This is a genomic window from Ruficoccus amylovorans, from assembly GCF_014230085.1.
In the GTDB taxonomy this organism is placed as follows: domain Bacteria; phylum Verrucomicrobiota; class Verrucomicrobiia; order Opitutales; family Cerasicoccaceae; genus Ruficoccus; species Ruficoccus amylovorans.
Genome location: NZ_JACHVB010000014.1, coordinates 185,070 through 208,077 on the forward strand (window position 1 = coordinate 185,070; position 23,008 = coordinate 208,077).

General features: G+C 61.7%; 15 protein-coding genes. 10 read left to right on the forward strand and 5 right to left on the reverse strand.

What is annotated here, in order from left to right:
- The 6 genes from H5P28_RS05295 to H5P28_RS05325 all read left to right on the forward strand — a co-directional run bounded on the left by H5P28_RS05295 (nt 1) and on the right by H5P28_RS05325 (nt 9,601).
- On the forward strand, nt 1–1,296 hold the full coding sequence (locus tag H5P28_RS05295; RefSeq protein WP_185674676.1) for a hypothetical protein: 1,296 nt from the start codon (nt 1–3) through the stop codon (nt 1,294–1,296).
- 423 nt (nt 1,297–1,719) lie between these two features.
- Nucleotides 1,720–2,940, forward strand: coding sequence for a sulfatase (locus tag H5P28_RS05300; protein WP_185674677.1), 1,221 nt, complete (start codon nt 1,720–1,722; stop codon nt 2,938–2,940).
- The gene (locus tag H5P28_RS05305) at nt 2,937–4,541 is read left to right on the forward strand and encodes a glycoside hydrolase (protein WP_185674678.1); all 1,605 of its coding nucleotides are present in this window, start codon (nt 2,937–2,939) and stop codon (nt 4,539–4,541) included. The genes H5P28_RS05300 and H5P28_RS05305 overlap by 4 nt, the downstream gene beginning before the upstream one ends.
- 10 nt (nt 4,542–4,551) lie before the next feature.
- Nucleotides 4,552–6,972: a beta-galactosidase gene (locus tag H5P28_RS05310; RefSeq protein WP_185674679.1), complete on the forward strand. Its 2,421-nt coding sequence runs from the start codon at nt 4,552–4,554 to the stop codon at nt 6,970–6,972.
- Between the two features lie 30 nt (nt 6,973–7,002).
- Nucleotides 7,003–8,976: a sodium:solute symporter family transporter gene (locus H5P28_RS19560; RefSeq protein ID WP_221773362.1), complete on the forward strand. Its 1,974-nt coding sequence runs from the start codon at nt 7,003–7,005 to the stop codon at nt 8,974–8,976.
- 208 nt (nt 8,977–9,184) lie between these two features.
- Nucleotides 9,185–9,601, forward strand: a complete 417-nt coding sequence (locus H5P28_RS05325; RefSeq protein WP_185674680.1) for a DUF5069 domain-containing protein — start codon at nt 9,185–9,187, stop codon at nt 9,599–9,601.
- A gap of 278 nt (nt 9,602–9,879) precedes the next feature.
- Here the strand turns inward: H5P28_RS05325 and H5P28_RS05330 are convergent, their stop codons facing one another.
- The 3 genes from H5P28_RS05330 to H5P28_RS05340 form a co-directional block, all read right to left on the reverse strand.
- Entirely contained in the window at nt 9,880–12,006 is a 2,127-nt protein-coding gene (locus H5P28_RS05330) for a BamA/OMP85 family outer membrane protein (protein ID WP_185674681.1), read from the reverse strand.
- Nucleotides 11,985–15,731 (reverse strand): translocation/assembly module TamB domain-containing protein, encoded by a 3,747-nt coding sequence (locus H5P28_RS05335; RefSeq protein WP_185674682.1) that lies wholly within the window; start codon nt 15,729–15,731, stop codon nt 11,985–11,987. Before H5P28_RS05335 ends, H5P28_RS05330 begins: the two co-directional genes overlap by 22 nt.
- A 265-nt stretch (nt 15,732–15,996) precedes the next feature.
- Entirely contained in the window at nt 15,997–16,611 is a 615-nt protein-coding gene (locus H5P28_RS05340) for a hypothetical protein (protein WP_185674683.1), read from the reverse strand.
- Between the two features lie 69 nt (nt 16,612–16,680).
- Between H5P28_RS05340 and H5P28_RS05345 the strand changes: the two genes are divergently transcribed.
- On the forward strand, nt 16,681–17,589 hold the full coding sequence (locus H5P28_RS05345; protein ID WP_185674684.1) for a phosphatidylserine decarboxylase: 909 nt from the start codon (nt 16,681–16,683) through the stop codon (nt 17,587–17,589).
- 232 nt (nt 17,590–17,821) lie between these two features.
- Here H5P28_RS05345 and H5P28_RS05350 read toward each other — a convergent pair whose 3' ends face one another.
- Entirely contained in the window at nt 17,822–20,389 is a 2,568-nt protein-coding gene (locus H5P28_RS05350) for a plasma-membrane proton-efflux P-type ATPase (RefSeq protein WP_185674685.1), read from the reverse strand.
- Nucleotides 20,390–20,648: 259 nt separating this feature from the next.
- Here H5P28_RS05350 and hpt point away from each other — a divergent pair, with 259 nt between their 5' ends.
- The 3 genes from hpt to H5P28_RS05365 all read left to right on the forward strand — a co-directional run bounded on the left by hpt (nt 20,649) and on the right by H5P28_RS05365 (nt 22,487).
- Entirely contained in the window at nt 20,649–21,221 is a 573-nt protein-coding gene (gene hpt, locus H5P28_RS05355; protein ID WP_185674686.1) for a hypoxanthine phosphoribosyltransferase, read from the forward strand.
- Nucleotides 21,222–21,288: 67 nt separating this feature from the next.
- Complete coding sequence (locus tag H5P28_RS05360; protein ID WP_185674687.1) at nt 21,289–21,726, forward strand: SufE family protein; 438 nt, start codon at nt 21,289–21,291, stop codon at nt 21,724–21,726.
- Between the two features lie 164 nt (nt 21,727–21,890).
- Nucleotides 21,891–22,487: a response regulator gene (locus tag H5P28_RS05365; protein ID WP_221773363.1), complete on the forward strand. Its 597-nt coding sequence runs from the start codon at nt 21,891–21,893 to the stop codon at nt 22,485–22,487.
- Nucleotides 22,488–22,630: 143 nt separating this feature from the next.
- Here H5P28_RS05365 and H5P28_RS05370 read toward each other — a convergent pair whose 3' ends face one another.
- On the reverse strand, nt 22,631–22,945 hold the full coding sequence (locus tag H5P28_RS05370) for a gamma-butyrobetaine hydroxylase-like domain-containing protein (RefSeq protein WP_185674688.1): 315 nt from the start codon (nt 22,943–22,945) through the stop codon (nt 22,631–22,633).
- Nucleotides 22,946–23,008: the final 63 nt, after the last annotated feature.

A 23,008-nucleotide genomic window follows, 5' to 3' on the forward strand; every position in this document is an offset into this window, starting at 1 on the left:
ATGAATCGTCAGATACTATCCTTGGCCGCACTGCTGTGCGCGGTTGCGACAACCGCGCCTGGTGCGGAGACCCCGACCAGCTCTGTATTGATTATGCACTACGGGCAGTCCAACGCCGGTATCACTCCCGCCGGGGGGAGCCTGATCGGAGGCGATCAACTCAGTCCGGGCGTGCCGGTCTTCATGCCTGAGGACGGGAAGGGCACGCGGGGCTTGATGGGGAAGGCGCCCAGTGCCCCGATGGCGGCCCTGGTCCCCGCGGTGGACGATAAATCCAGCTTCTACGTGCAGAGCGTAGTACTCCCGGCAGGCTTGACCTTCATTGAACTGTGGCAGGGCGAGGGCGCCCCGGCTGTGCTTGTGCGTTCGGAGGCCAAGGGTGGGCAGCCGTTTCTCGGCGAGGTCGGACGGGACAATTCCTACGGCCTGCACACCAAGGATGGGGTCAAAACTCAGTCCTACCTGAATCTGGTCAATTCGATCAAGGAAATGGTTGCTCTGGCGCAGGCCGACGGGATGCCGGTGCAGGTCATTTATATCCCGTTCACGCACCAGGAGGCGGATAGGGGGCTGCCGGGCGAGGTCTATCTGGCGCAGATGCGGGCCTTTATGGCCGATGTGGAGGCCGACCTGGCTCCGCTCAATATCCCGGTGGTGTGGCTGCTCGACCAGGCGGGCGGGACGACGGGCGGCGGCTCCGGCGGGAATTGGCCGAACCGCCTCGTGCTCCAGCAGGCCGCGGATGAGTCGGACAATATTTACCTGATCGGACCGCGCTACCCGTACCCGATTTTTGACAACATTCACTGGACGAATCAGGGCAAGGCCATGTATGGCGAACTGCTGGGCTACGCGATTTCGCAGATTTACCAGGGCAAGGCCTTTGAACCGGCCCGGCTGGAAAATGCCGTGCTGGACGGCGCAACGATCCGCCTGTCCTTCAAGAGCCAAAACCCGCTCGTCTTCGACGAGTCGGAATTTCCGATCAAGGCTTCGGTCAAAGGTTTTACGCTAAACGGTGTCACCAATGGCGCGAAGATCGAGTCGGCGGACATCTCCGGGCCGCGCGAGGTGACGGTTACACTCGACAAGGCTCCCGAAGGCAAGGACATGACCCTGCGTTACGCCTATCGCCCCCGGGAGCGTGGGATCGACGAGGACATCAAGGAAGTGCCGGACTGGGCGATCTCGAACGGAGCCCTGCGCGAAGACTGGTCGCGCCCGTCACGCTTCGTTCCCGGCAAGAACATTTACAAATGGGTACCGGCTTTCGAGTGCAGCCTTGGCCAGGGTTGAGCAAGTAGCTCGATAACGCTAAATTTCCATCCTGATTATAAATGGTGAAAGCTGTTGGCAGTGAATGTCCTGCATGGGGTGTTGCGCCCCCCGCTACCGGGGCAAATCGGTGGGCGTCACGTTATCGCGTGACTAGACCCGTCAGGGATTTGCTGTTATACCTATCTTCAGAACTTCGCCTGACTTTTGGCTCGATGCTTTTCTCGCGTTATCCAAGTAGATTTCTCTTACCGCCTGCGGCTGAAACGGCTGCGGCGAATACGCGAGGATGCTTCGTTCCCATTCAGGCATAATCCACTTTATTCTGTGAAAACTTTACGACTGTTAACGGGACTACTGGCGAGTCAGGTACTTTTTCTGCCCTTTGCCCAAGCCGGAAAGGCGGAAACAACGGGCGCGGCAAAGGCACCGCCAAACATCCTGATGATCCTGGTCGATGACCTGGGCTACGCCGACCTGACCTGCTACGGGAGCGACCTGTATCAGACGCCCAACGTCGATGCCTTCGCCCAGGAGAGCATCCGCTTCACCAACGCCTACACTGCGGCTCCGATCTGCTCGCCGACCCGGGCCTCCATCGTGACCGGCAAGCACCCGGCCCGGCTTCACCTGACGGACTGGATTCCCGGCCACAAGCACGAGAACACCAAGCTGCTCGTCCCCGACTGGCAAAAGTCCCTTCCCAAGACGGAGAAGACCATCGGCAACCTGCTGCGCGAGCAGGGCTACGCCACCGCGTGGTTCGGGAAGTGGCACCTGCACGGGGCCACGCAGGACTTCGGGTTCGATGCGGGTGAGCAGGACTGGGCCCTGAACGAAGGCAAGAGCCAGAACGACCCCAAGGGCGTTTTCCAGCTCACCGAACAGGCACTCGACTTCATTAACCACACCGGCGACAAGCCGTTCTTTGTCTGCGTTTCCCACTACACCGTGCACACGCCGGTGCGTTTTAACAACGATGTCAAAAAGAAATACGACGCGCTTGTTACTCCGGAGAACAAGCAGCAGAACACCCGCTACGCGGCTATGGTTGAGGCGATGGACGACAGCATCGGCCTGCTGCTGGAAGGTCTGGAAAAGTCGGGCAAGGCCGGCAACACCATCGTGATTTTCTACTCCGACAACGGCGGACTGGAAAAGCTGACCAGCAACGCCCCCATGCGCGCCGGTAAGGCCACTCTCTACGAGGGCGGCATTCGCGTGCCGATGATCGTGCGCATGCCCGATGGTGCGGGCGCTGGCACCGTCAGCGACGAGATCGTTACCAGCACGGACCTGTTGCCGACTTTTTTGGACATTGCAGGAGCCCCGGAAAAATCGCCCGCCGATGTCGATGGAGTCAGCCTGCTTTCGATGTGGAGCAAGGGTGAGGAACTGGACCGTGAGGAGATTTACTGGCACTACCCGCATTACCACATCACCAATCCGGCCGGTGCCGTCCGCAAGGACAACTACAAGCTGATCGAGTACTTCGAGGACGGAAAGCTTGAGCTGTACGACCTGGAGATAGACCCGTCCGAGACGAAAAATCTCGCCGACAAGATGCCTGAAAAAACTCAGGAGCTGCTAAACGACTTGCGCGTGTGGCGCGAGGAAGTCGGCGCTCAGATGATGTCGGCCAATCCGAATTACGTAGAGAAATGAAGCTGCGGATTGTCAGCATTAGCGCCTGGCTCATCGGCCTGGTGCTCGGAAGCAACGCCCATAGCGAAGCGATCAACGTGACTGTGGACTTCGGTCAACGGCTCCAGATGATCGACAATATCGGCTCTTCGACCGGCATGCACGGCGATTACATCGCCCGTGAGTGGGACCAGAGCGTTGTCGATCAAATCGCGGATCTACTTTTCAGCCAAGAGCTTGACGACAAGGGGCAGCCGAAGGGGATCGGGCTTTCATCCTTTCGCATGCAGATCGGAGCCGGAGCCAGCGGCGACGAGAGCGGCATCAGCCGCGTCTGGCGACGCACGGATTGCTTCCTGCGTCCGGACGGCTCCTACGATTGGGAAGGGCAGGGGATTGGCACCACTTACTGGCGGCGCAAGTGCGAGGAGTACGGCATCGCGACCACCATCGGATACCTGAACTCTCCGCCGGTTTATTTCACGGAGAATGGCTACTCCTTCAAGACCGAGGAGACCTTTACCTCCAATCTCAAGCCGGAGCACTACGGCGACTACGCGTCGTTTCTGGCCGAGGTGGCGGCGTACTACCAGCGGATCGGACTGCCCTTTGAGTACATCAGCCCGGTCAACGAGCCGCAGCACTCCTGGCTCGATGTCCCCGGCAAGGCGAAGCAGGAGGGCACGCCCTGGACCAACTCCCAGATCGCGCAACTGCTTCGCCTGACGGACAAGGTTTATCAGGACAAAGGCGTTTCGACCCGGCTGCTGATCCCCGAGTCGGCCAGCTACGACGCGCTGGTCAAGTACCGCGAGGGCAAGGAGTCCGCCGCGGCCAGCGACCAACTCGCCGCCTTCTGGGACAAGGACAGCCCCGACTACGTGGGCAACCTCGCCGCGGTGAGCAAGATTGTCGCCGGGCACGCTTATTTTTCCGATCAGAGCGTCAACGCCATTGTACGTACACGGCGTGATTTGAGGACGGCGATTGAGGATTGCAAAGATTCGCTCATCCTGTGGCAGACCGAGTACAGCCTGCTGGGCGACCGCTACTCGGCCGAGGTCCCCCGCGACTCGGTGGACGAGATGCGGGCCGCGCTGCTGCTGGCCCGGGTCATCCACGCCGACTTCACCATCGCCGAGGCGAGCGCCTGGCAGTGGTGGTCCTCGACCGAGCCGGACATGTTCCGCGTGCCGCGCTTCGCGCTTATCGTCTCCAGTCGCGACGGGGAGGAGAGCTTCCGCGCGACCAAGCTTCTCTGGGCTCTCGGGCAGTACAGCCGCTTCGTCCGGCCCGGTATGCAGCGCATTGGCGTGAGTTCGGAGGAGTCCGTCAACGAGCAGCTTCAGACGGTTATGGCCTCGGCTTTTTACGATGAGAAATTGGGCGAGCTGGTGATGGTCCTGATCAACTTCAGCGAAGAGAAGCAGGACGTGAACCTTAATGTAAAGGGTCGTCCGGCAACCTCCGGAGCGACAACGGTTGCCGGTTATCGCACGACTGCCACAGAGAATATGGCCCCGGTCAAGATCGACAGTGGCACGATTAAAATGCCCGCCAAGAGCATTATTACGATTGTGTCTTCGCCCACGCTTTCCTCCCAAATGGTGAGAAACAACTAGAGTTTGAAACATGCAGAAAACCCTGCCCCTTTTGTGTCTGCTGACTATGGCCGCGCTACGCTGTGGTGCTGCGTCCGATGAGACGAACCGCACCCTGCCCCTGCCCCCGCGGGCGAATCCGCCCGGCCAGGCGCAGCCGGTTTTCGGGGCGGGCGAGGGGAGCTTCACCTTTGACGGTGAACCAGCGGTCATCATTTCGGGTTCGGTGCACTACGCCCGTGTGCCTCGCGAGTATTGGCGCGACCGTATCCGCAAGGCCAAGGCGATGGGCTTCAACTGCATTGGCACCTATATCTTCTGGAACGCGCACGAGAAAAAGCCGGGCGAGTTCGACTTCAGCGGCAACCTCGACATCGCGGAGTTCGTCCGCGTCTGCCAGGAAGAGGGCATGTGGGTCATCGTGCGTCCGGGTCCCTATGTCTGCGCGGAGTGGACGCTGGGCGGCATCCCGCCGTGGCTCCTGGCCGAGCCGGACCTGGATATCCGCACAAACGACCCTCGCTTCCTGGAGGCGACCGGGCGCTACTTCAAGGCGGTCGGCGAGCAGTTGAAAGACCTGCAGGTCACGCACGGCGGACCGATCATTCAGGTGCAGGTCGAGAACGAGTACGGGCAGTTCGGTCGCCCCGGCAACGCCGATGACATCGCCTACAACCAGGCCATCTACGACCTGCTGCGCGAAGGCGGGTTCGACACCATGTTCATCCGCTGCGACTGGCCTGTGGAGGAAACCATTTCAACTGCTGACATTGACGGGGTTTACACGACGATGAACTTCGGCGGCAGCGCGGACAAGGCCTTCGGCTTTTTCGAGGAAAAATACCCCGGCATGCCGATGATGTGCGGCGAGTACTGGGTCGGCTGGTTCGACCACTGGGGCGCTAAGCACCACACCAAGGCGCTGGCCCCCTTTATCAAGGAGATCGACTGGATGCTCGACAATGGCGTGTCCTTCAACGTGTACATGCTCCACGGCGGGACGAACTTCGGCTTCAACTCCGGGGCCAACTGGTCTTCCGGCCAGTACAGCGCTGACACCACCAGCTACGATTACGACGCGCCCATTGATGAGCTCGGCGGCATCACCGAAAAGTTTTACACCTTCCGCGACACGATTTCCAAGTACCTCCCCGAGGGCTACGAGATCCCCGACGCGCCCGAGCCGCTGCCCCGCATGGCCATCCCGGCTTTCGATTTGCGGGAGCAGGCCGCCTTCCAGCAGTTGATGCCGCCCCCGCTCCATGTGGAGGAGTTGCCCACGCTCGAATCCATCGGGCAGACGCAGGGGCTGACGCTTTTCCGCACCACGATCGACATCCCCCGAGCCGGGAAATACAAGCTCGCCTTCAGCGCGCTCAAGGACCGTGCCATCGTCATTGTCAACGATCAGCGCGTGGCCACGCTTGACCGCCGGATGCGTCAGGACAGCACGATGCTGGAGCTTCCCGCCGGGAAGGCCGAGCTGGAAGTCCTGCTTGAGAATATGGGCTACCTGAACTACTCGCGTGAGATGATGCAGGACCGAAAGGGCCTGGGCGAGGTCACGCTCGACGGCGAGAAGGTCACGGGCTGGGACATCTATCCGGTGCCGCTGGAACTGGCCGACGTGGCCTCACTGGAGTTCGGTCCGGTGCCGGTGGGCGACAGCGTACTGCCTGTTTTCTTCCGCGGCACCTTCGAGGTCGATCAGCCCGCCGACACGCTGCTCGACATGAGCGGCTGGGGCAAGGGCATGGTCTGGGTGAACGGGGTCAACCTCGGACGCTTCTGGGACATCGGCCCGCAAAAGACGCTCTACCTGCCCGGGCCGTGGATGCGCAAGGGCGAGAACGAAATCATCGTCATGGACATCGAGCCGACCGGCAAGACCACTATAAGCGGCGTGACCGAGCCGATCTACGCACTCAAGGTTGACAAATCGCTGGCCTACTCGCGCAAGCCCGGTGAGACGCTCCGGCTCTCCCCGAAACAACTGGTGGCCGAGGGTGCCTTCGCCAACGGCGATGTGGCCGAGACGGTTGACTTCGGGCGCGAGGTGCAGGCCCGCTATGTTTGTATCGAGGCGCTCAACTCCTATTCGAACGACAACCACGCCGCCATCGCCGAGATCCACCTGATCGACGGGGAGGGTAAGTGGCTGGACCGCGACGGCTGGAAGGTCATTTACGCCGACAGCGAGGAGATCATTGCCGAGCCTTCACCGGCCTCGAATATCATCGACAACCAGCCCGTCACGTATTGGCACACCCGCTACGCCGGGGACGAGGGCGAGACACCCTTCCCGCACCAGATCGTGATCGATCTGGGCGAAGTCCAGACCATCCGCGCACTTCGCTACCTGCCGCGCAACGGTGCCAACCCGGGCAAGGTGAAGGATTACCGGATTTACACTGACCAGGCTCTTTTCAAGGGACTCAAAGGCAAGGGCTGATGGGCGGGTTATTTTTAATAGAAAATACATATGAATATTCTCGAGGTTGCCCTGTTTGTTATTGCGATTACCAGCGTCATTGGCTTGGGGATCTGGAAAAGCCGAGACGAAAATACCCAAGGCGAGAATGGCGCGGCGGACTACTTTCTGGCCGGCCGCGGTCTGACCTGGTGGCTGGTCGGCTTCTCGCTCATTGCGGCCAATATCTCCACAGAGCAGTTCGTGGGGATGTCCGGTTCCTCCGCCAACTGGCTGGGCATGGCCATCGCCTCCTACGAGTGGATGGCGGCGATCACCCTGGTCTTTGTCGCTTTCTGGTTCCTGCCGCGCTTTTTGCGTTCAGGCCTGTACACGATTCCGGAGTTTCTCCAGTACCGCTTCGACGGTGTGGCCCGTTTGTCCATGGCTATCCCGGCCGTGGTGACGCTAGTCTTTGTCACCACCTCGTCGGTGATTTTCTCGGGCGGTAAATTCGTCTCCGAGTACTACAACACCGTTCCTGTCCTGAACAACCTGACCGCGGTCTGTTGGATCATCGCGATCTTTGCGGCGGTCTATGTCTTCGTTGGCGGTCTGAAAGCCTGCGCCTGGACGGACCTCATCTGGGGCGGGGCGCTCATCCTGGGCGGTGTAATCGTGATGGTGCTGGCTTTTGGCGAGCTTTCCGAGCGCAACCCCGAGGAGCTCGTGCAGACCAAGATGGAGAACTCGGCAGCCACGGTGGAGGATCTGCGCGACGCCAATGCCTGGGAGCGCTTTATGCTGCTCAACGACGGCGTCGAGGGCGAAGCGGTGGCCAAGAACGGCCCCAACGGCACTGGCGGCAAGGTCCACATGGTCCGGCCCAAGGAGGATTCCGACCTGCCCTGGACGGCTCTCATCATCGGCCTGTGGATCCCGAACTTTTTCTACTGGGGGCTGAACCAGTACATCGTGCAGCGCACGCTCGGCTCGAAATCGTTGGCCGAGGGGCAGAAGGGGATTATCTTCGCCGCGAGCCTGAAGTTGCTTATCCCGTTTCTCGTGGTGATCCCGGGGATACTGGCCTACAATTTGTTTCGGGAGGACCTGCACGCCGGTGCGATGCAGCAGAACGATGCGCTCATCGCCTCGCTCCAGCCGCATCAGGTGGTGCAGGTCGATCCGGAATTCGTGCGCCTCAAGCCGGAGGTGGCGATGGAACTGTACTCGCATAACGCCGCCGCCTCGGGGGACTCGACTGCCATTTTAAAAAGCGACATGCCTCCCTTTGAGCTGGCCGCCGCGATCAACGGCCTGGCCTCCGAGCGCGTGGCCCTTGGCGGTGAATTGGCCGGGACGATGAAGGGCTGCGACTACGACGCCGCCTTCCCTGTGCTCGTGCGTAATCTGATCAAGCCATACCCGCTGGTCTCGTGGTTTATCCTCGCGGCGCTGGCCGGGGCTGTTATCAGCTCGCTGGCCTCGATGCTCAACTCTGCCTCGACCATCGCGACGATGGACCTGTACGCGAAGTTCAGCGGAGAGAAATCGCCGCAAAAGCTGGTCAAGGTCGGTCGTATCTTCGTCGTGATCTTTGTCATCCTGGCGGCGATTGTAGCTCCGCTGCTGAACAATTTCACCAGCATCTTCGCCTTCATTCAGGAGTTTCAGGGCTTTATCTCGCCCGGTATTCTGGCGGTCTTCATCCTTGGGTTCTTCTCGCCGCGCACGCCGCGTTACTTCGGGGCGGTGGGCATCGGGATCAACATCGTGGCCTACGGCGCGCTGAAGTCCTTCCTCGGTCCGTGGATTGCCAAGCACGGCTGGTGGTACGCCGACCAGATCGCCTTCCTCGACCGCATGGCGATCTGTTTCTTTATCGTGCTGCTGGCCGGGCTGATCCTGACAGTCATCCGTCCGATGCGCGAGCCGGTGTCCATGCCCGTGAACGACCAGATCGAGCTGAAAGACTCCAAGGGGGCGAAATTCGCCGGGGTCATCGTCCTCATCGCGACGGTCGCACTCTACGTGATCTTCTGGTGAGGCCGTTCGAGTCTGGTGCGGGCTTCAACAGCTTCAGCAACAACTGGGGCAGCCTGACCCAGCGCGACCATCGGGCAGTGGGTCGTTGTTCCTGAATCGGCCCAATTGGCCGGTGTGATAGCCCTGGGAGTGCTGCTGATCGTCTTCACCCGTTGATTTACGGTTGGGGGGTTGCGATTTCGGCTAAGGCAATTATCTATAGGTGAAAATGAAAAGCGTTCCCCTTGCACCTAATCTTGAAACCGAGGGCATGATGTACTTTGCCCGCATGCTCGACAAAATCCGTAAAAAAGCTTCCGGCGAACTACGGGAAGATTTCGTGCCGCGTATGGGGGAGGGCTTCGATGCTCTTTGCTGTGGCTTCCTGCGTGTGGATTATCCTACGCTGACCGAGCGCGTACTGGCTGGCGGTACCGACGAGGAGATCCTCCAGTGGTGCTTTGACGAGGGCCGAAAACTGGACACGAGCGATCTCATGATCTGGAACAATTACCTGCAAAAAGTCGGCTGGCGCGATTTCGCCTCCGAGCGCCTGAAGGAGTTCAAGGAGGAAGGCGGCTTCGCGGACCGTGACGACATCGACACGATCTTCGCCTTCATGGATGCGGACGAAGGCCGCAGCTAAGGCCACCTTCTAAAATCAGGGATTTAACAGGAAGGCCGGAAAGAACGCGAAGTCGGTCGGGAGGCATGCCACGCCGTCTTCACTTCCCGTCCTTCCCGGTTTTATCATTTCAACTGCCAAACGGCACAATACCGCTTCTCTCAACACGTCGAAGGCTGTCGTTCTTGCGAAGGAACGCAGTTCCGTCTCAAACGTTTTTTGGGGAGAGCGCGAGAGGGTGTTTTTTTTCAAAAAACACCCTCTCGCATACCCCTCAAAAAACTGAAAGCGAAAGGACGCTAGAAGGGGAAGCCGAGGGCGACCTGGAAGGTGCCTTTGGGGTCGAAGGGGCGGCGCTTGACGTTGTGGCCGTACTCGAAGCGCAGGGGGCCGACCACGGTGCGCAGCGAGATGCCCGCGCCGACGCTGACCAGCACGTCGTTGAAGGGGTAATCCTGGATTTCGGCGGCGTTGCCAACCGTGTCACAGAAAACCACTACAGAGATCATTTCGGTCAGGCGCTGCTCGAATTCGACTTGCCAGAGCATGTAGCTGACAGCGCCGATCTGCTGGTCCAGCGAATTAACCGGCGAGGCCTGGTCGCGCCGGTAGCCGCGCACGGTGTTTTCGCCGCCGAGGAAAAAGCGCTTGGGCACGGGGATATTTTCGCTGGCCGAGCCGAAGGAGGTGACCACGCCGGTCTTGTACCCGGCGTGGAAGACCAGCCCGCTGTCGGTAATCGGCTTGTGCCAGGCGCCGCCGATTTCAATGCGCTGGAAATTGACCTGCCCGCCGAGTTGCTTGAAAGCGAACTCGGAGGAACCGAAGACCTGCCAGCCGTCTGTCGGGAAAAGCGGGTTGTCGAGTTCGTTGCGGTTGGCCTTGAGGGTGATGCTGGAGACGAGGGACTTGGTCGGGCCGGGCGGGGAGGTGATATCCGAGTTGCGGGCCTCGACCTGACCGTAGTTGAACTGAATGCTGGCCGCGGTGTTGATGTCGCTGAAGAAGTGCTGGAGCCCGGCCGAGCCGCCATACTCCTCGCGGTCGAAGGTGATTTCCTCGCGGCGCAGGTAATTGGCGGAGAGGAAAAAGTCCAGGTCCTCGCCGAGAATCTGCGGGATCGTGTAGGTATAGTCCACGTAGGTGGCGCGGACGGACTGGATGGCGCTGAGGTGGGACTGGTGGGCCAGACCCCAGAGGTTGTTCTGGAGAACCTCAAAGCCCCCGCGTACGATGTCGAAGCTGCCCACGCCGAAGATGAGGTTGACCACCGTCTGCTTTTTCATGTCGGCGTCATAGATCACGTTCCAGGTGCCGTCTTCGGCCTCCTCGTAGTCGATGCGGATGGTGCGGAAGACACCGAGCCGGCTCAGCCGTTCGCGCCCGGCCTCGACCTGGGAGCGGTCGAGCAGTTCGCCTTCGTGAAGATTGGCCTGTTGTTCGAGCAGGTCGCGATTGACGCTCTCGGCGTTCTTGAAGCTGATCTGGCCGATACGTACGACCGGGCCGGGCTCCGCCTTCAGCGTGACGTGTGTGCGGCGGATGTCGCCTTCGTCGCTGAGGACTTCGACCTCCTGCGTGATGACAACATCGGGGTGTCCGCTGGCGTAGTAGCGGTTGCGAAGTTTTTGCGCCTGGAGCTGGAGCCAGGACGGGTCGAGGCGCTGGTCCTCGGGCAGTGTGTCTTCCAGCGCGGTTTCATCTCCGGCGGCAGGGGCGTCGAGGGTGAGCTTTTCCACGTAGTAGAGGGGGCCGGGATTGACCTCGACCTGCACATCGACCGCACCGGTTTCACGGTCCTCGGCGATGACTTTACCCTCGGCTTTCACGTCGCGGTAGCCGAGCCCACGCAGCGTCAGTACCAGCGAGTCCACTCCCGTGGCCAGTCGTCCGGCGGAGAAAAAACGGTCTTCCTCGGAGACGTAAAGCCGGTCCGTGGCGTAGAAGAAACCTTGCGGATCGCGGGTGATCTCGTCGGGAAGTCCGTTGGTCTGGATGGTGCTGAAGTAAAAGAGCACGCCCGGCTCGATGTTGAAGGCGACGGCGTCGCCCTCCTTGCGGGGCGGGAGTTTCGGGTCCACGTCTCCCTCCTCCCAGCGGCCTTGCCAGACAGTTTCGCCCGCGTTGGTGAGGCTGGCCTCGATGGCGGGGTAGAGGTAGCCGCGGCGCTTGAGCTCGCCGGAGAGAATCCAGAGCGAGTCCTCGACGTAGATGCTGTTGAACTCGATCTGCTTGCCTTCGCCGGGCTCAAGGATCTCCAGCGAACGGGTGAGCGAGATGTCCCCGAAGAAGCCGAAGCCGTTGATGTCCACGTTCGGGTTGCCGATGAGGCCGAACAGTTCCGCCCCGCGTCCCGGCGAGGCCGGGAGCAGGCTCAGCAGGCACAGCAGGCCGAGCGTGCGGGTCAGTCTTCGTAAACAGTCCATTTCAAATCAAGGGTGTAGGCGTCGAAGCGGTCGTACTGGCCGACAATCGACCAGGTGTCGTCGATGCGGTAGAGTACGCGGATGGTGTCCTTGCCGGTGAGGGTGACGTCCTCGCCGACGAAGACCTGCAACTGGTCGTCGAGCGGGTCGATCAGGCCCATGTCCACGAGGATGGTGTTGCCGACGAAGACGCCCAGCCCGGTCAAGCGGCTCTGAGTGGAGCGCTGGTCGCTCTCGGGCATGCGTCCGGCGGTGATCATCAGGAGGATGTCGCCCTGCTCCAGCGCGGGGGTGGAGGAAAAGGTGAGCTGAGGGTCGTCGGGGCGACCGGTGAGGCGCATGACCAGATCGTAGCCGTAGGCGCGTCCATTGGCGGTGATATCGATGACGGGGTCGTAGGGCTGGTCCTGGCGGATGGTGATGTTGCTGCCCTCGGCGATGCGGAGGTTGGCAAAGGGGAACATGACAATGCCCTGGTCGATCGTGACCTGGCCGATGGCCTGGGGCTCGCGCAGGGTGCCGAGCATGTTGAGGTCGGCGGAGAGGATGCCCTCAAAGACCGGGATGCGCACGCGCAGGAAGCCGTCGCCCTCGACTTCGATGCGCAGCCGCCAGTCGGCCATCGGCTCGTCGTCGATGGAGAAGTAGGGGAAGCGTTTGTCCGGCGCGGCGGCGGCCCCGCCTCCGCCGCCCTGGCCGAGAGCGGTCAGGTCGATGGTGTAAAAGCTCTCGTTGAGCACGACCTTGCCACCGAGGGTGGTCACGCCGTCGGCATCCGTCAGGAGGGTGAGGTCCGGGCTGCCGCGCACGATCAACCCCGGCGAGCGTACGAAGGGGATCTGCTCGCCCTTGATCGCGAGGTCGAAGCGCGGGTTCTCCGGCGACTCGATGCCGATCTCGCCCGTGATGGCCAGCTCCTGCCCGCCGAGCAGCGCGGAGGCACGGGTGATCTCCAGCCGGGGACCGGCGATCGCAAGCTGTGCCTGGATCTCCGAGACGGAGCCGATCTGTGGCAGGGGCAGGGTTTCGACGCCCTGGACGGAAAGCTCGCCGCTCCAATCGAGGCCGGGCTTGAGTTCGGCACGCAGGTTGATCGTGCCGCTGGGGCGAAGGATGTCGGGTAAAAACTCGGCGAACGCGCTCAGCGGGACCGACTCGAAACGCAGCGAGCCGGTGGCTCCGGTCAAGTCCGGCTCCCGGCCTTCCTCGATCAACGCGAGCCAGGCCTCTTCGGTCATGGGGAGTCGGCCGTTGGCGGTGAGCGGATGCCCTGCCAGGTCCAGCCCGAGCTGGTTGACGGTGATTTCCTCCGGGGCAAACATGGCCTCCACGTGCAGGTTGTCCACGTCGGGGATGTCGGGCAGTTCGCTGCCTTCGGGGATGTCGAATTGCTTCAGGTGGGCGCTGAGCTTGCCCGTGGGCGAGGCCAGGGTGCCCTCCACGTCGAGGGTCAGGCTCGGCTCATCGAGCACGAGCTGGTACTCTTTTTGCAACCAGTCCCAGATGCTGCTTTGCCCCGGAGAGACCGCGAGGTGAAAATCCGCCGGGGCCTCGGCCCGGAACTGGACGAGCGTCTCGGCGGCGGGAACGACCGCGACCGGGAAGTGGCCCCGGGCTTCGGCCAGCACGGTTTCGCCCTGCTGCGCGGTCAGGTGGTTCATGCGGGCACCGTCGGCATCTCCGGCCACGTCGAGCGAGAGGGTCACGGGCTGCTGGTTTTCCGGCTCGCCGGTGGCCGTCGCGGTCAGGGTGTAGGTGAGCGGGCTGTTGTCCCACCGGACCCCGGCCTGGACCTGGCTTAAGTGCGCGGGGAAGGGGAGCTTGGCGTCGGTCAGGAGTTTGAGCCAGTGCGGGCCTATATTGGAAACGGCCAGGTCGAGCTGCCCCGACTCGGGCCAGTTCACGTTCGCCTGAGCCTGCACGCTGCTGCCCTCGGTGTCGGCGATGGAAAGTTCGGTCAGGGTGATTTCACCGCTGGCAAGGTGGGTGAGCGTCACGGGCTGGGTAAGGCGAAGTTCGGAAAAATTCCGGGGGCGCAGGCTGGCCTCGCTGACGGTGATCCGCTGGCTGTCCGGGCTCAGATCGGCGTTGCCCTCCCAGTTAAAGTCGAGCGCTTCGCCGCCGCCTTTACCGGACAGGACTTCGAGTGCGCCGTGTTCGCCGCGCCAGTGCAGGGAAATGTCCACGCGGTCTTCGGCCCATTCAAACTGCTCCAGCGTGAAGTCGCCTTCGTGGCGGGGGCGGGCGAGGGGGCCGTCGGCGGTGAAGTCCGCCTTCAGGGCCGAGAAGGCCGGAGCCTCGGGCGCGTAATGGCTGACCAGCGCCCCGCTGATGACGAGCGAAGCCTTGATCGCGCTGAGGTGTTCCTGTTCGAGGTCGTAGCTGCCGCTGAGCGAGAGCGAGGAATCCTCCGGCAGCGTGACCGCGCAACTGCCGAGTGTGAGCTGCGGCCAGTCGAGTACGGCCTCGACCTCGACGGTGTCCGCCGTGTAGTCCTCGTAGGCGAGGTCGCGGGCGTCGAGTCGGGCCGTCACCAGCGGATAGGCGGAGTCGGTCTGGTCGTCCGCCACCAGCGAGGCGTCGAGCTTGCCCCGGATGGGGAAAAAATTCTGCTTGGAAAGGTCGGCCTCCAGTTCGAAACGGGCCGGGGGCAGGTCGCTCAGCCCGGAAAAAGGCACCGTGACCGGCTCGGCCAGCCGGGCCGTGATCCAGCCGCCCTCGACGGCGATTTTATCCAGCGAAACAGCTTCCAGGTCCCCGGCGGCCTCGATCCGGGCGGTCAGCGGGGGGAGGCCGTCCTGCTCGGGGCGGGCTGTGGCGTCGAGGCTGAGCGTGTAGCGCTGGCCGTTCCAGTCGGCTTGCGCGGAGGCTTGGGGGGCGGCGTAGCCCTGGCGGTCCTCGCGGGCGAGTATCTCCTCGGGCAGCGTCCAGTCGCGGGCGCTGAACGTCGCCTCAGCGGGGAGGAGGCCGCTTCCGCGCCAGCTCGCACCAAAGGTGCCGGGCTGTTCGCGCCAGTCAATTTGCCCGGTGAGGGCCAGCTCGCTCGGCGCGGGCAGGGCGATGCCGATTTCGACCGTGGTGGGTTCGGGGGAAAACGCGAGCTTGAGCGTGCGTGCCTGCGCGGACTCGCGGCTGAAGGTCAGTTCGGCCCGCTGCTCGCTCAGCGAGGTGCCCAGCACGGTGCTGAATGTGCCCTCAGTGTACTGCGGGCTGTCTGCTGTCACCGACAGGTCGCCGGAGGTATAGAGGACTTTTTCAACCGTGATTGCGACCGGCCAGCCATCGAGCAGCTCCAGCGCGTCAAAGGCCTGGCGGGCGAGTGCGGCGGGCTGGATTTCCTCGTCGGCGGCGGGGGGCGGAGGCGCCGGCTGGGCGGCGGGCTGGGCTTCGGTCTGCCTGACCTCGATGGTGCCAAGGGTGATCTCCGTCGGCTCGCCGGTGAGTTTTTTCCAAAGCAGGGCCGGGGGGGTAGCGGTTTGCAGGGTGCTGATGTCGGCCTCCAGCCCGGCTTGCGGATCGGCATAGCGGATTTCGCTCAGACGGAAAGTGCTGTAACCGACCCGTTCGTAGCGGTCAAATCCGGCTCCGGTGCCCTTCAGGGCCATCCCGAGCGCCCATCCCAGCCACCACGGCGAGGAGGCAAAGGCGACCACTGCCAGCAGCACAAAAACGAGGACCAGCCGCAGAAGGACTTTACGTGTTTTTCGGAAAGGGAGGCGGCGCATGGGTCGATGGTCGGGGCTCACGGCGAAGGCGGGAAAGGAAAAAGAGAGGCCCTACGATCACGGAGTAAACCGGGCGCTGCGCCAATCAAATTTTCACGTTCTTTGGCCCAGACGGTTTGCCCAAAAAGAAAGGCGGAATGAAGGGGTTGCCCGCGAACTCACGCAAGCTTCTGTTCCTCTTCATCCGGGGAAGTTCGGAAAAAGCCGTTGAGCCTCTTCGCGTGACTTCGCGGACAACCGGTCTTGTGGCGCTTCCCCGGACCGGTCAGTGGTGGTGATGCCCGGTGGGAACGCCCCAGGCCCAGCGTTTGCCGGACCACAGGAGTTGGCCGTCGTTTTCGATGCGTATGCTCACCTTGTGGTGGGAGAAGGGATTCATCTCGGCCTGCGTCGGGCCGAAGAACTGGTATTCCGCATTCCAGGGGAGCGTTTCCGGGCCGAAGTCACCCTTTACCGTGACCACGGCGCCGGGGGGGAGTTCGGGGTCGGCCAGGAGTGCCAGGTGGTTACCGGCCCAGCCGAGTTCGATTTTAACCGGTTCGCCATCGACCTCGACGGTGTAAACCGCGCCGTTCATTTTGCCGCGTTCGGCGTGGGCGGACTCGGCGGATTGCCAGGCCTCGTAGGCCGGAATCGAAATCGTCGCTCCGATGATGCACAACGCGGCTATCACCGCACCGATGAGCCGCCAGTTCGGGCCGCTGGGCGGGATCAGGTTGGGGTTGTCCGACGAAACGTAGGGGGCGGAGGGTGACGTCATGGCGTGAGAGTGTTCGGAAGATGATTGTGTCAAACGCACCGCGTCGAAATCGACATCGGGGGCCTTTGATGCAATGCTGTTGCGATAAGTAGCCGCCTGCCCGCGTCTTGTCAAGGGCATGGCCGGAATGAAGGGGGGATGTTTTCCCGCTTGGCGCGGCGGCGATTTTCCTAAAACTTATGCGCTTCCATGAGTGAAACAAAAGGCCCGGAGTATTTTAACCGCCTGAGCGGTCGGATCGAGCACGAGTCGGTTTATGGGGAGGCGTGGCTGGACTGGGCCTATAATCGCCCGCTGGGGCGACTTACGGTCGAGCTGGCGGCCAAGCGGACGTGGTTCTCGCGCTGGTACGGCTGGCGCATGAGCCGTCGCGCCAGCGCGAAAAAGGTCGTGCCCTTCATCCGGAAGTACGGGCTCGATATCGCCGAGATGCAGCTGCCGCCGGACCATTTCGCGAGCTTCAACGACTTTTTCAGCCGCCGTCTCAAGCCCGAGGCCCGGCCCATCGACCCGGACCCCGCCACGGTGGTGTTTCCCGCCGACGGGCGGCATCTCGGCTTCGCCAACGTGGCGCAGACGGACCGCTTTTACGCCAAGGGCCAGCGCATGGACCTGGCAAAACTTCTCGGCGACCGCGCACTGGCGGGCCGCTACGAGGGCGGCTCGATGCTCATTTCCCGGCTGTGCCCGGTGGATTACCACCGCTTTCATTACCCGGCGGAGGGCGTGCCGGGCGACACGTTGCCCATCAACGGCGACCTCTATTCCGTCAACCCCGTCTGTCTGCGCCGTCGCCTGAGCGTTTTGTGGGAAAACAAGCGCACCCTGACCGGTCTCCAAACCGAGCGCTTCGGCCAGATCCTTTGCCTGGAAGTTGGCGCGACCTGCGTGGGCAGTATCGTGCAGACACACGTCCCCGGCCAGTACACGCCCAAGGGCGGCGAAAAAGGCTACTTTCGCTTTGGCGGGTCGATGTGCATCACGCTCTTCGAGCCGGGGGCGGTCACGCTGGCGGCGGACCTGCTGGAGCATTCCACCGCCGGGCGCGAACTGTACGCCCGCATGGGCGATGTGGCCGGGCGGGCAGCGTCGGCCTGAGCGTTTTTACCGCAGAGGCGCAAAGACGCAGAGATTTTGCTCAGGGATAGGGGCTGTTTTTTCGCGCTGCTTTGGGTCTTTTGTGGCGATGCGTTTTCTTGAAAATCTCTGACGGAAAGGCCGGAAGTGAAAAGAGGTCGTCCCCTCCGGCCTTACTTAACGTTCTTCCTTAACGACCTTCCCGGCCTTCCTGTTAAATCCCTTCCTTTGCCGGGCTTTTCGGGCGGCGGTGTCATTTCCCCCGGGTGTAGTCCGGTCCGAGGGAGCGGTTGACCATGTCCGTGGCCTTGCTGTGGAACTTGGCGCGGGCTTCGATCATGCGGTGGAGCTGGACTTTGAAAATGTCCAGACCGATCATCCAGGCGAGGTTGTAGAGCCAGACCAGGCCGATCCATTTCCACGGCAGCGGGGGCATCAGCCCGAGCCCGAAGGCGCAGATAAGGACCGCCACGACCTGCGTGGCCACGATGGCGCCCAGTAGTTGCCAGGAGGGCAGGGGCGGGCGGAAAAAGGGCTTGTCCGTGCGGGTGAGGAAGAGTAACAGGTGCCCGGCCACGACCAGTTGCAGGAAGAGCATCGTCTGGAGGTGTTTCGGATCGTTGGACAGCCCGAAGTAGTCCATCCCCAGCCATTGCAGCCCGAAGGTCTGTACGACCGAAAACGCCCCCAGCGCCGAGGACACGGCGATGACCCGGGGCATGTTCCAGCGCACGGGCTTGGGGTCGATACGGGTGTTGTCGTAGGCGATGGTCATGATCGGGATGTCGTCGAGCAGGGCGAGCAGGATGATCATGATCGGGGTCAGCGGGTAAAAATGCTGCCCGGCCACGACGGGGAAAAACAGCATCGAGAGCACGACGAAGAACATGATGTCGATGGTCATGGCGATGCGGTAGATGGTGTAGCTCATCATGCGCTCGAAGATCTGGCGCGACAGCTCCACCGCCTTGATAATGACGGACAACCCAGGTTGCGTCAGAATGAGCGCGGCGGCCCCGCGGGCGGCGTCGGTCGCCCCGGAGACGGCGATCCCCACGTCGGCCTGTTTGAGCGCGGGGGCGTCGTTGACCCCGTCGCCGGTCATGCCAACGAGGTGCCCCCGGTCCTGCAGCGCCTTGACGATGCCGTACTTATGCTCGGGAAAGACCTCGGCGAAGCCCTCGGCCCGCTCGATGGCGGCTCCGGTGTCCGGCGAACTGTGGGCCATGTCCGCCCCGTCCTGAAAGAACTTTCCCGCCGGGACAATGTGTGTGCCCATGCCGAGTTGGCCGGAGATTTCAGCGGCGATGGCGGCGTTATCGCCGGTGACCATTTTGACCTCGATGCCCCGGGCGCGGGCGTCGGCGATAGTCTGGGCGGAGTCTTCGCGCGGTGGGTCGAAGAGTGAAAGAATGCCCAGAAAACTCCACTGCCCGCCGCTCTGGCGGGCCACGCCGAGTGTGCGGTAGCCCTTTTGCGCGTAGGCAAGCACGTCGGCCTCGGCCTTCTGGCGGGTGGGGGTGTCGAGTGCGCACAGGTCGAAGATCACCTGCGGCGCGCCCTTGGTGAAGGCCAGTTGCGCCCCGGTTGCGGGGGCAGCGGACGGGGTGCTTGCGGCGGGATTGCCGTCGCAGGTGACGGTGGCCTCCGTGCGTTTGCTGACCGGGTCGAAGGGGGTGAAATTGACCAACTTGTAAGCACTGAGCGCGGAGCGGTCGGCCAGCCCCGCGAACACGGCCAGATCGATGGCGTCGTTGTTCTCCTCCTTGGAGGCGAGGGCTCCGGCGAGGATCAGCTCCTGGGCGTCTTTGGCCGCGTAGAGAACCGGCTCGCCCAGGGTGATTTTGTTCTGGGTGAGGGTGCCGGTCTTGTCGGAGCAGAGGATGTCGATCCCGGCCATTTCCTCAATGGCCTGGAGGCGCGAGACAATGGCCTTTTGGCGGGAGAGGGCGAGCGCACCGAGCGCCATCGTGACCGAGAGCACGGCGGGCATGGCCACGGGGATCGAGGCCACGGCCAGGATGAGCACGAACTGGAGCACGTCGAGGAAGTGGTCCCCGCGGTGCAGTTGCACGGCCACGAGCAGCACGCAGAGCACGAGCGCGACCACGATGAGGAAGTTGCCGATGTGCAGGACGGCTTTCTGGAAATGGCTGACCGCGCCCGCGGTTTCGACGAGCTTGGCCGTCTTGGCGAAAAAGGTCTGCCCGGCGGTGGCGTTGACCAGGCCGACCATTTCCCCTTGCTTGGCAATAGAGCCGGAGTAGGCGATCTGTCCGATTTTTTTGCTCACCGGGAGAGATTCTCCGGTGAGGGCGGCCTGGTCGATACTCAGGTACTCGCCCTCAATCAGCTTGGTATCGGCGGGGACGACATCGCCCAGGCGGATGCGGATGACATCGCCGGGGACCAGTTCGCGGGCGGGGATCTCCTTCCACGCGCCGTCGCGGCGCACGCGGGCTTTGAGCGCGAGCTGGGCCTTGAGCGCGTCGAGGGCGTCGGAGGCCTTGTATTCCTGCCAGAAGCCGATCCCGGCGTTGATCAGGAGCAGGGCCAGGATGATGATGAAGTCCATCCAGTCACGGTTGATGACCGAGAGGACGGCGGCGATTTCGATCATCCAGGGGATCGGCCCCCAGAAGTACCCGAAGAGCATTTTCCAGCGGCTGTTTTTTTCTACTGTCAGCTCGTTGGGGCCGTTGGTTTGCAGACGCTGGGCGGCCTCCTGCGAGGAGAGCCCCTCCGGCGAGCTTTGCAGCTTTTGAAACAGTTCCTGGACCGACATCGGCTCGGCCTGTTTGGCATCCACGACTTCAACCATTTCACGCCTTTCTCTGAGGGTGGGATAAACAAGGGGGTTCTATGTGGAAAAAATAACGCTAACGTGCCTGTGCGTCACGGTTAAAAACACCGGAATGATCGATTATCCGTGAAAAAACGAGGGTTCGCGGGCGAAGTTACTGTGTGCGATCAATCGGAAACCATTGACAGCAGTAGGCGTTTTTAACAGGGTTCAATGTTTGTCACGGGCCGCCAACGGCATAAAGTTTGCTGTGCGCCTGAGTCAAATTGAGCAGGATATGTTGAGCACTATGGAGAACGATCTGGCCCGGATACTGGTCAGTGAAGAAGACATCCGCACCCGCATCCGGGAACTGGGCGTGGAAATCACGGATACGTACCGCAGACTGGGGGCCGAGGAAATCGCCGTCATCTGCGTTACCAACGGCTCCATCATGTTTGCGGCCGACCTGCTGCGGCAGATCGACCTCTACGCGCAGCTCGACTGCATCCGCGTCTGCTCCTACCAGGACGACATCAAGCCCGTTTCCGTGCCCGAGATCGTGGATAATATCCGGCTCGACATCAGCGGGCAGCACGTCCTGCTCATCGACGACATCCTCGACACCGGGCGCACGCTCGAGCGCATCGTCCAGGTGCTCAAGGGCTTCCGCCCCCACAGCCTGCGTACCTGCGTGCTGCTGGACAAGGAAGGCCGCCGCGAAGTCGGCCACGAACCGAATTTCGCCGGGTTCACCATCCCGAACGAGTTTGTTGTTGGCTACGGTCTGGACTTCGCCGAGCGCTACCGCAACCTCGGATGCATTGGCATCCTCAAGCCCGAACTGCAAAACCCGCCCGAGTGGCATTAATCGCGGTCGCGGTTTGCCAATACCCTCTGAAACTGGTATGGCTTTCGCAGGTTTCAAAAGTACAAGCATGACACTGGCAGATAAAAAACAGGAATTGATCGAAGAACTGACGATCATCGAGGATCCGCAGGAGCGTTTCGCGTACATTATTGACCGGGCCCGCGCGTTGCCAGCGCTTCCGGCTGAATACCAGATCGAGACCTTCCGGATTGAGGGCTGCCAGTCGAATCTCTGGCTTGTCCCGAGTTTCGAGAACGGGCTGTGCCACTTCCGCGTAGACTCCGACGCCGTCATCACCAAGGGCGTGGCCGGGCTGCTGACCGAACTCTACAGCGACTGCCCGCCGGAGGAAATTCTCCAGCACGAGCCGACCTTCCTGGCCGAAGTCGGGGTCAACCAGCACCTGACCCCGAATCGCCGCAACGGCCTGAGCAATGTCTGGAAGACGATCAAGGCCTACGCCGAGCTATGTCTGAGGAATCAGGCCAGCCAGGTGGAGAAGTAAAACCCTGGCGTGCAATCAGGGGTATGCCTCCGCGCGATTAAGTGGAATATCCCCGGGCCTTTGGGCTCTAAGGGGTATATTCAACTCTTAAGAAAAGTGTAAAAATCGCGATAGGAAAGATGTAAGCGTTCCTGTCGAGCACCTTTTTAGAAAGACATTTAGTCATGAGCGGAATCCAAGTCCTGATCGCTGAAGACGATTTCATTTCCCGCAAGCTGCTTGAAGCCAATCTGTCGCAAATGGGCTATGGTGTGTCCATCGCCGAGAATGGGGAAGATGCCTGGCAGCAGTTCAATGCCCAGCCTACCCGTATTGTCGTGAGCGACTGGCTCATGCCCGGCATGGATGGGCTGGAGCTGTGCCAGAAAATCCGTGCCCGCGAGAACACCGACTACACCTACTTCATCATGCTCACCGCGAACATCGGCGAGGATGAAAACTACTTCATGGCGATGGACAGCGGGGTGGATGACTTTCTGACCAAGCCTCTGGACCGCAATCAGTTGCAGATCCGACTAAGGGTCGCTGAGCGCATCCTGCGCAGCACCTCGCGCATCCAGTCCCTCGAAACCATGCTCACGATCTGCGCCTATACCAAGCGGATCAACTTTCCCGAAGAGGGCTGGCAGACGATTGAGGACTTTTTGTGCAATCACTTTGGCATCCAACTCTCGCACGGGGTCGATCCCGGCTATTACGAGACCCATATCAAACCGGAACTGGCCCGTCTGACCGCCAAGCACGCCGGCACCGGAAAGTGATCCCGTTTCTCAGTCGGGATGCTAATGAGATTCGGATTTAACAGGAAGGCCGGAAAGGGCATAAAGAAGTGTCAAAATGCAAATTTTCCGCGCTTTCCGACCTTCCTGTTAAATCCTGTCTTATTTCCAGGTGAATAGCGGTATTAGATGTCCTGCTGGGCGTCGCCGAGCTTGCGCAGGGTGTCCCAGGCGTAGATGCCGGTGTTGTGGCCGTCGCTGAAAGTGAAGACCACGGCGTAGTTGCCCGCGTATTTCCACCCGTCCACGGTGACGCCGGGGAATTCACGGGAGCCTTTGCCGCCGTACTGGTTGCCGAAGATGTCCTTTTCGCCGATGTTTTCGGCGCTGGGCGAGTGTGCGCGCAGGTACTCCGGGTCGAAGTAGTCTTCGCGGCCGTCGGGCCAGCGGATGGCGATTTCCTTGCCGATCAACTGAATGTCTTCGGGGGGCGGTGTCATGGCTCAACCTTGCGTTATGTCCCTGCGCCTGCGCAAGCCATAACCCTTTCCAAATCGATCCCG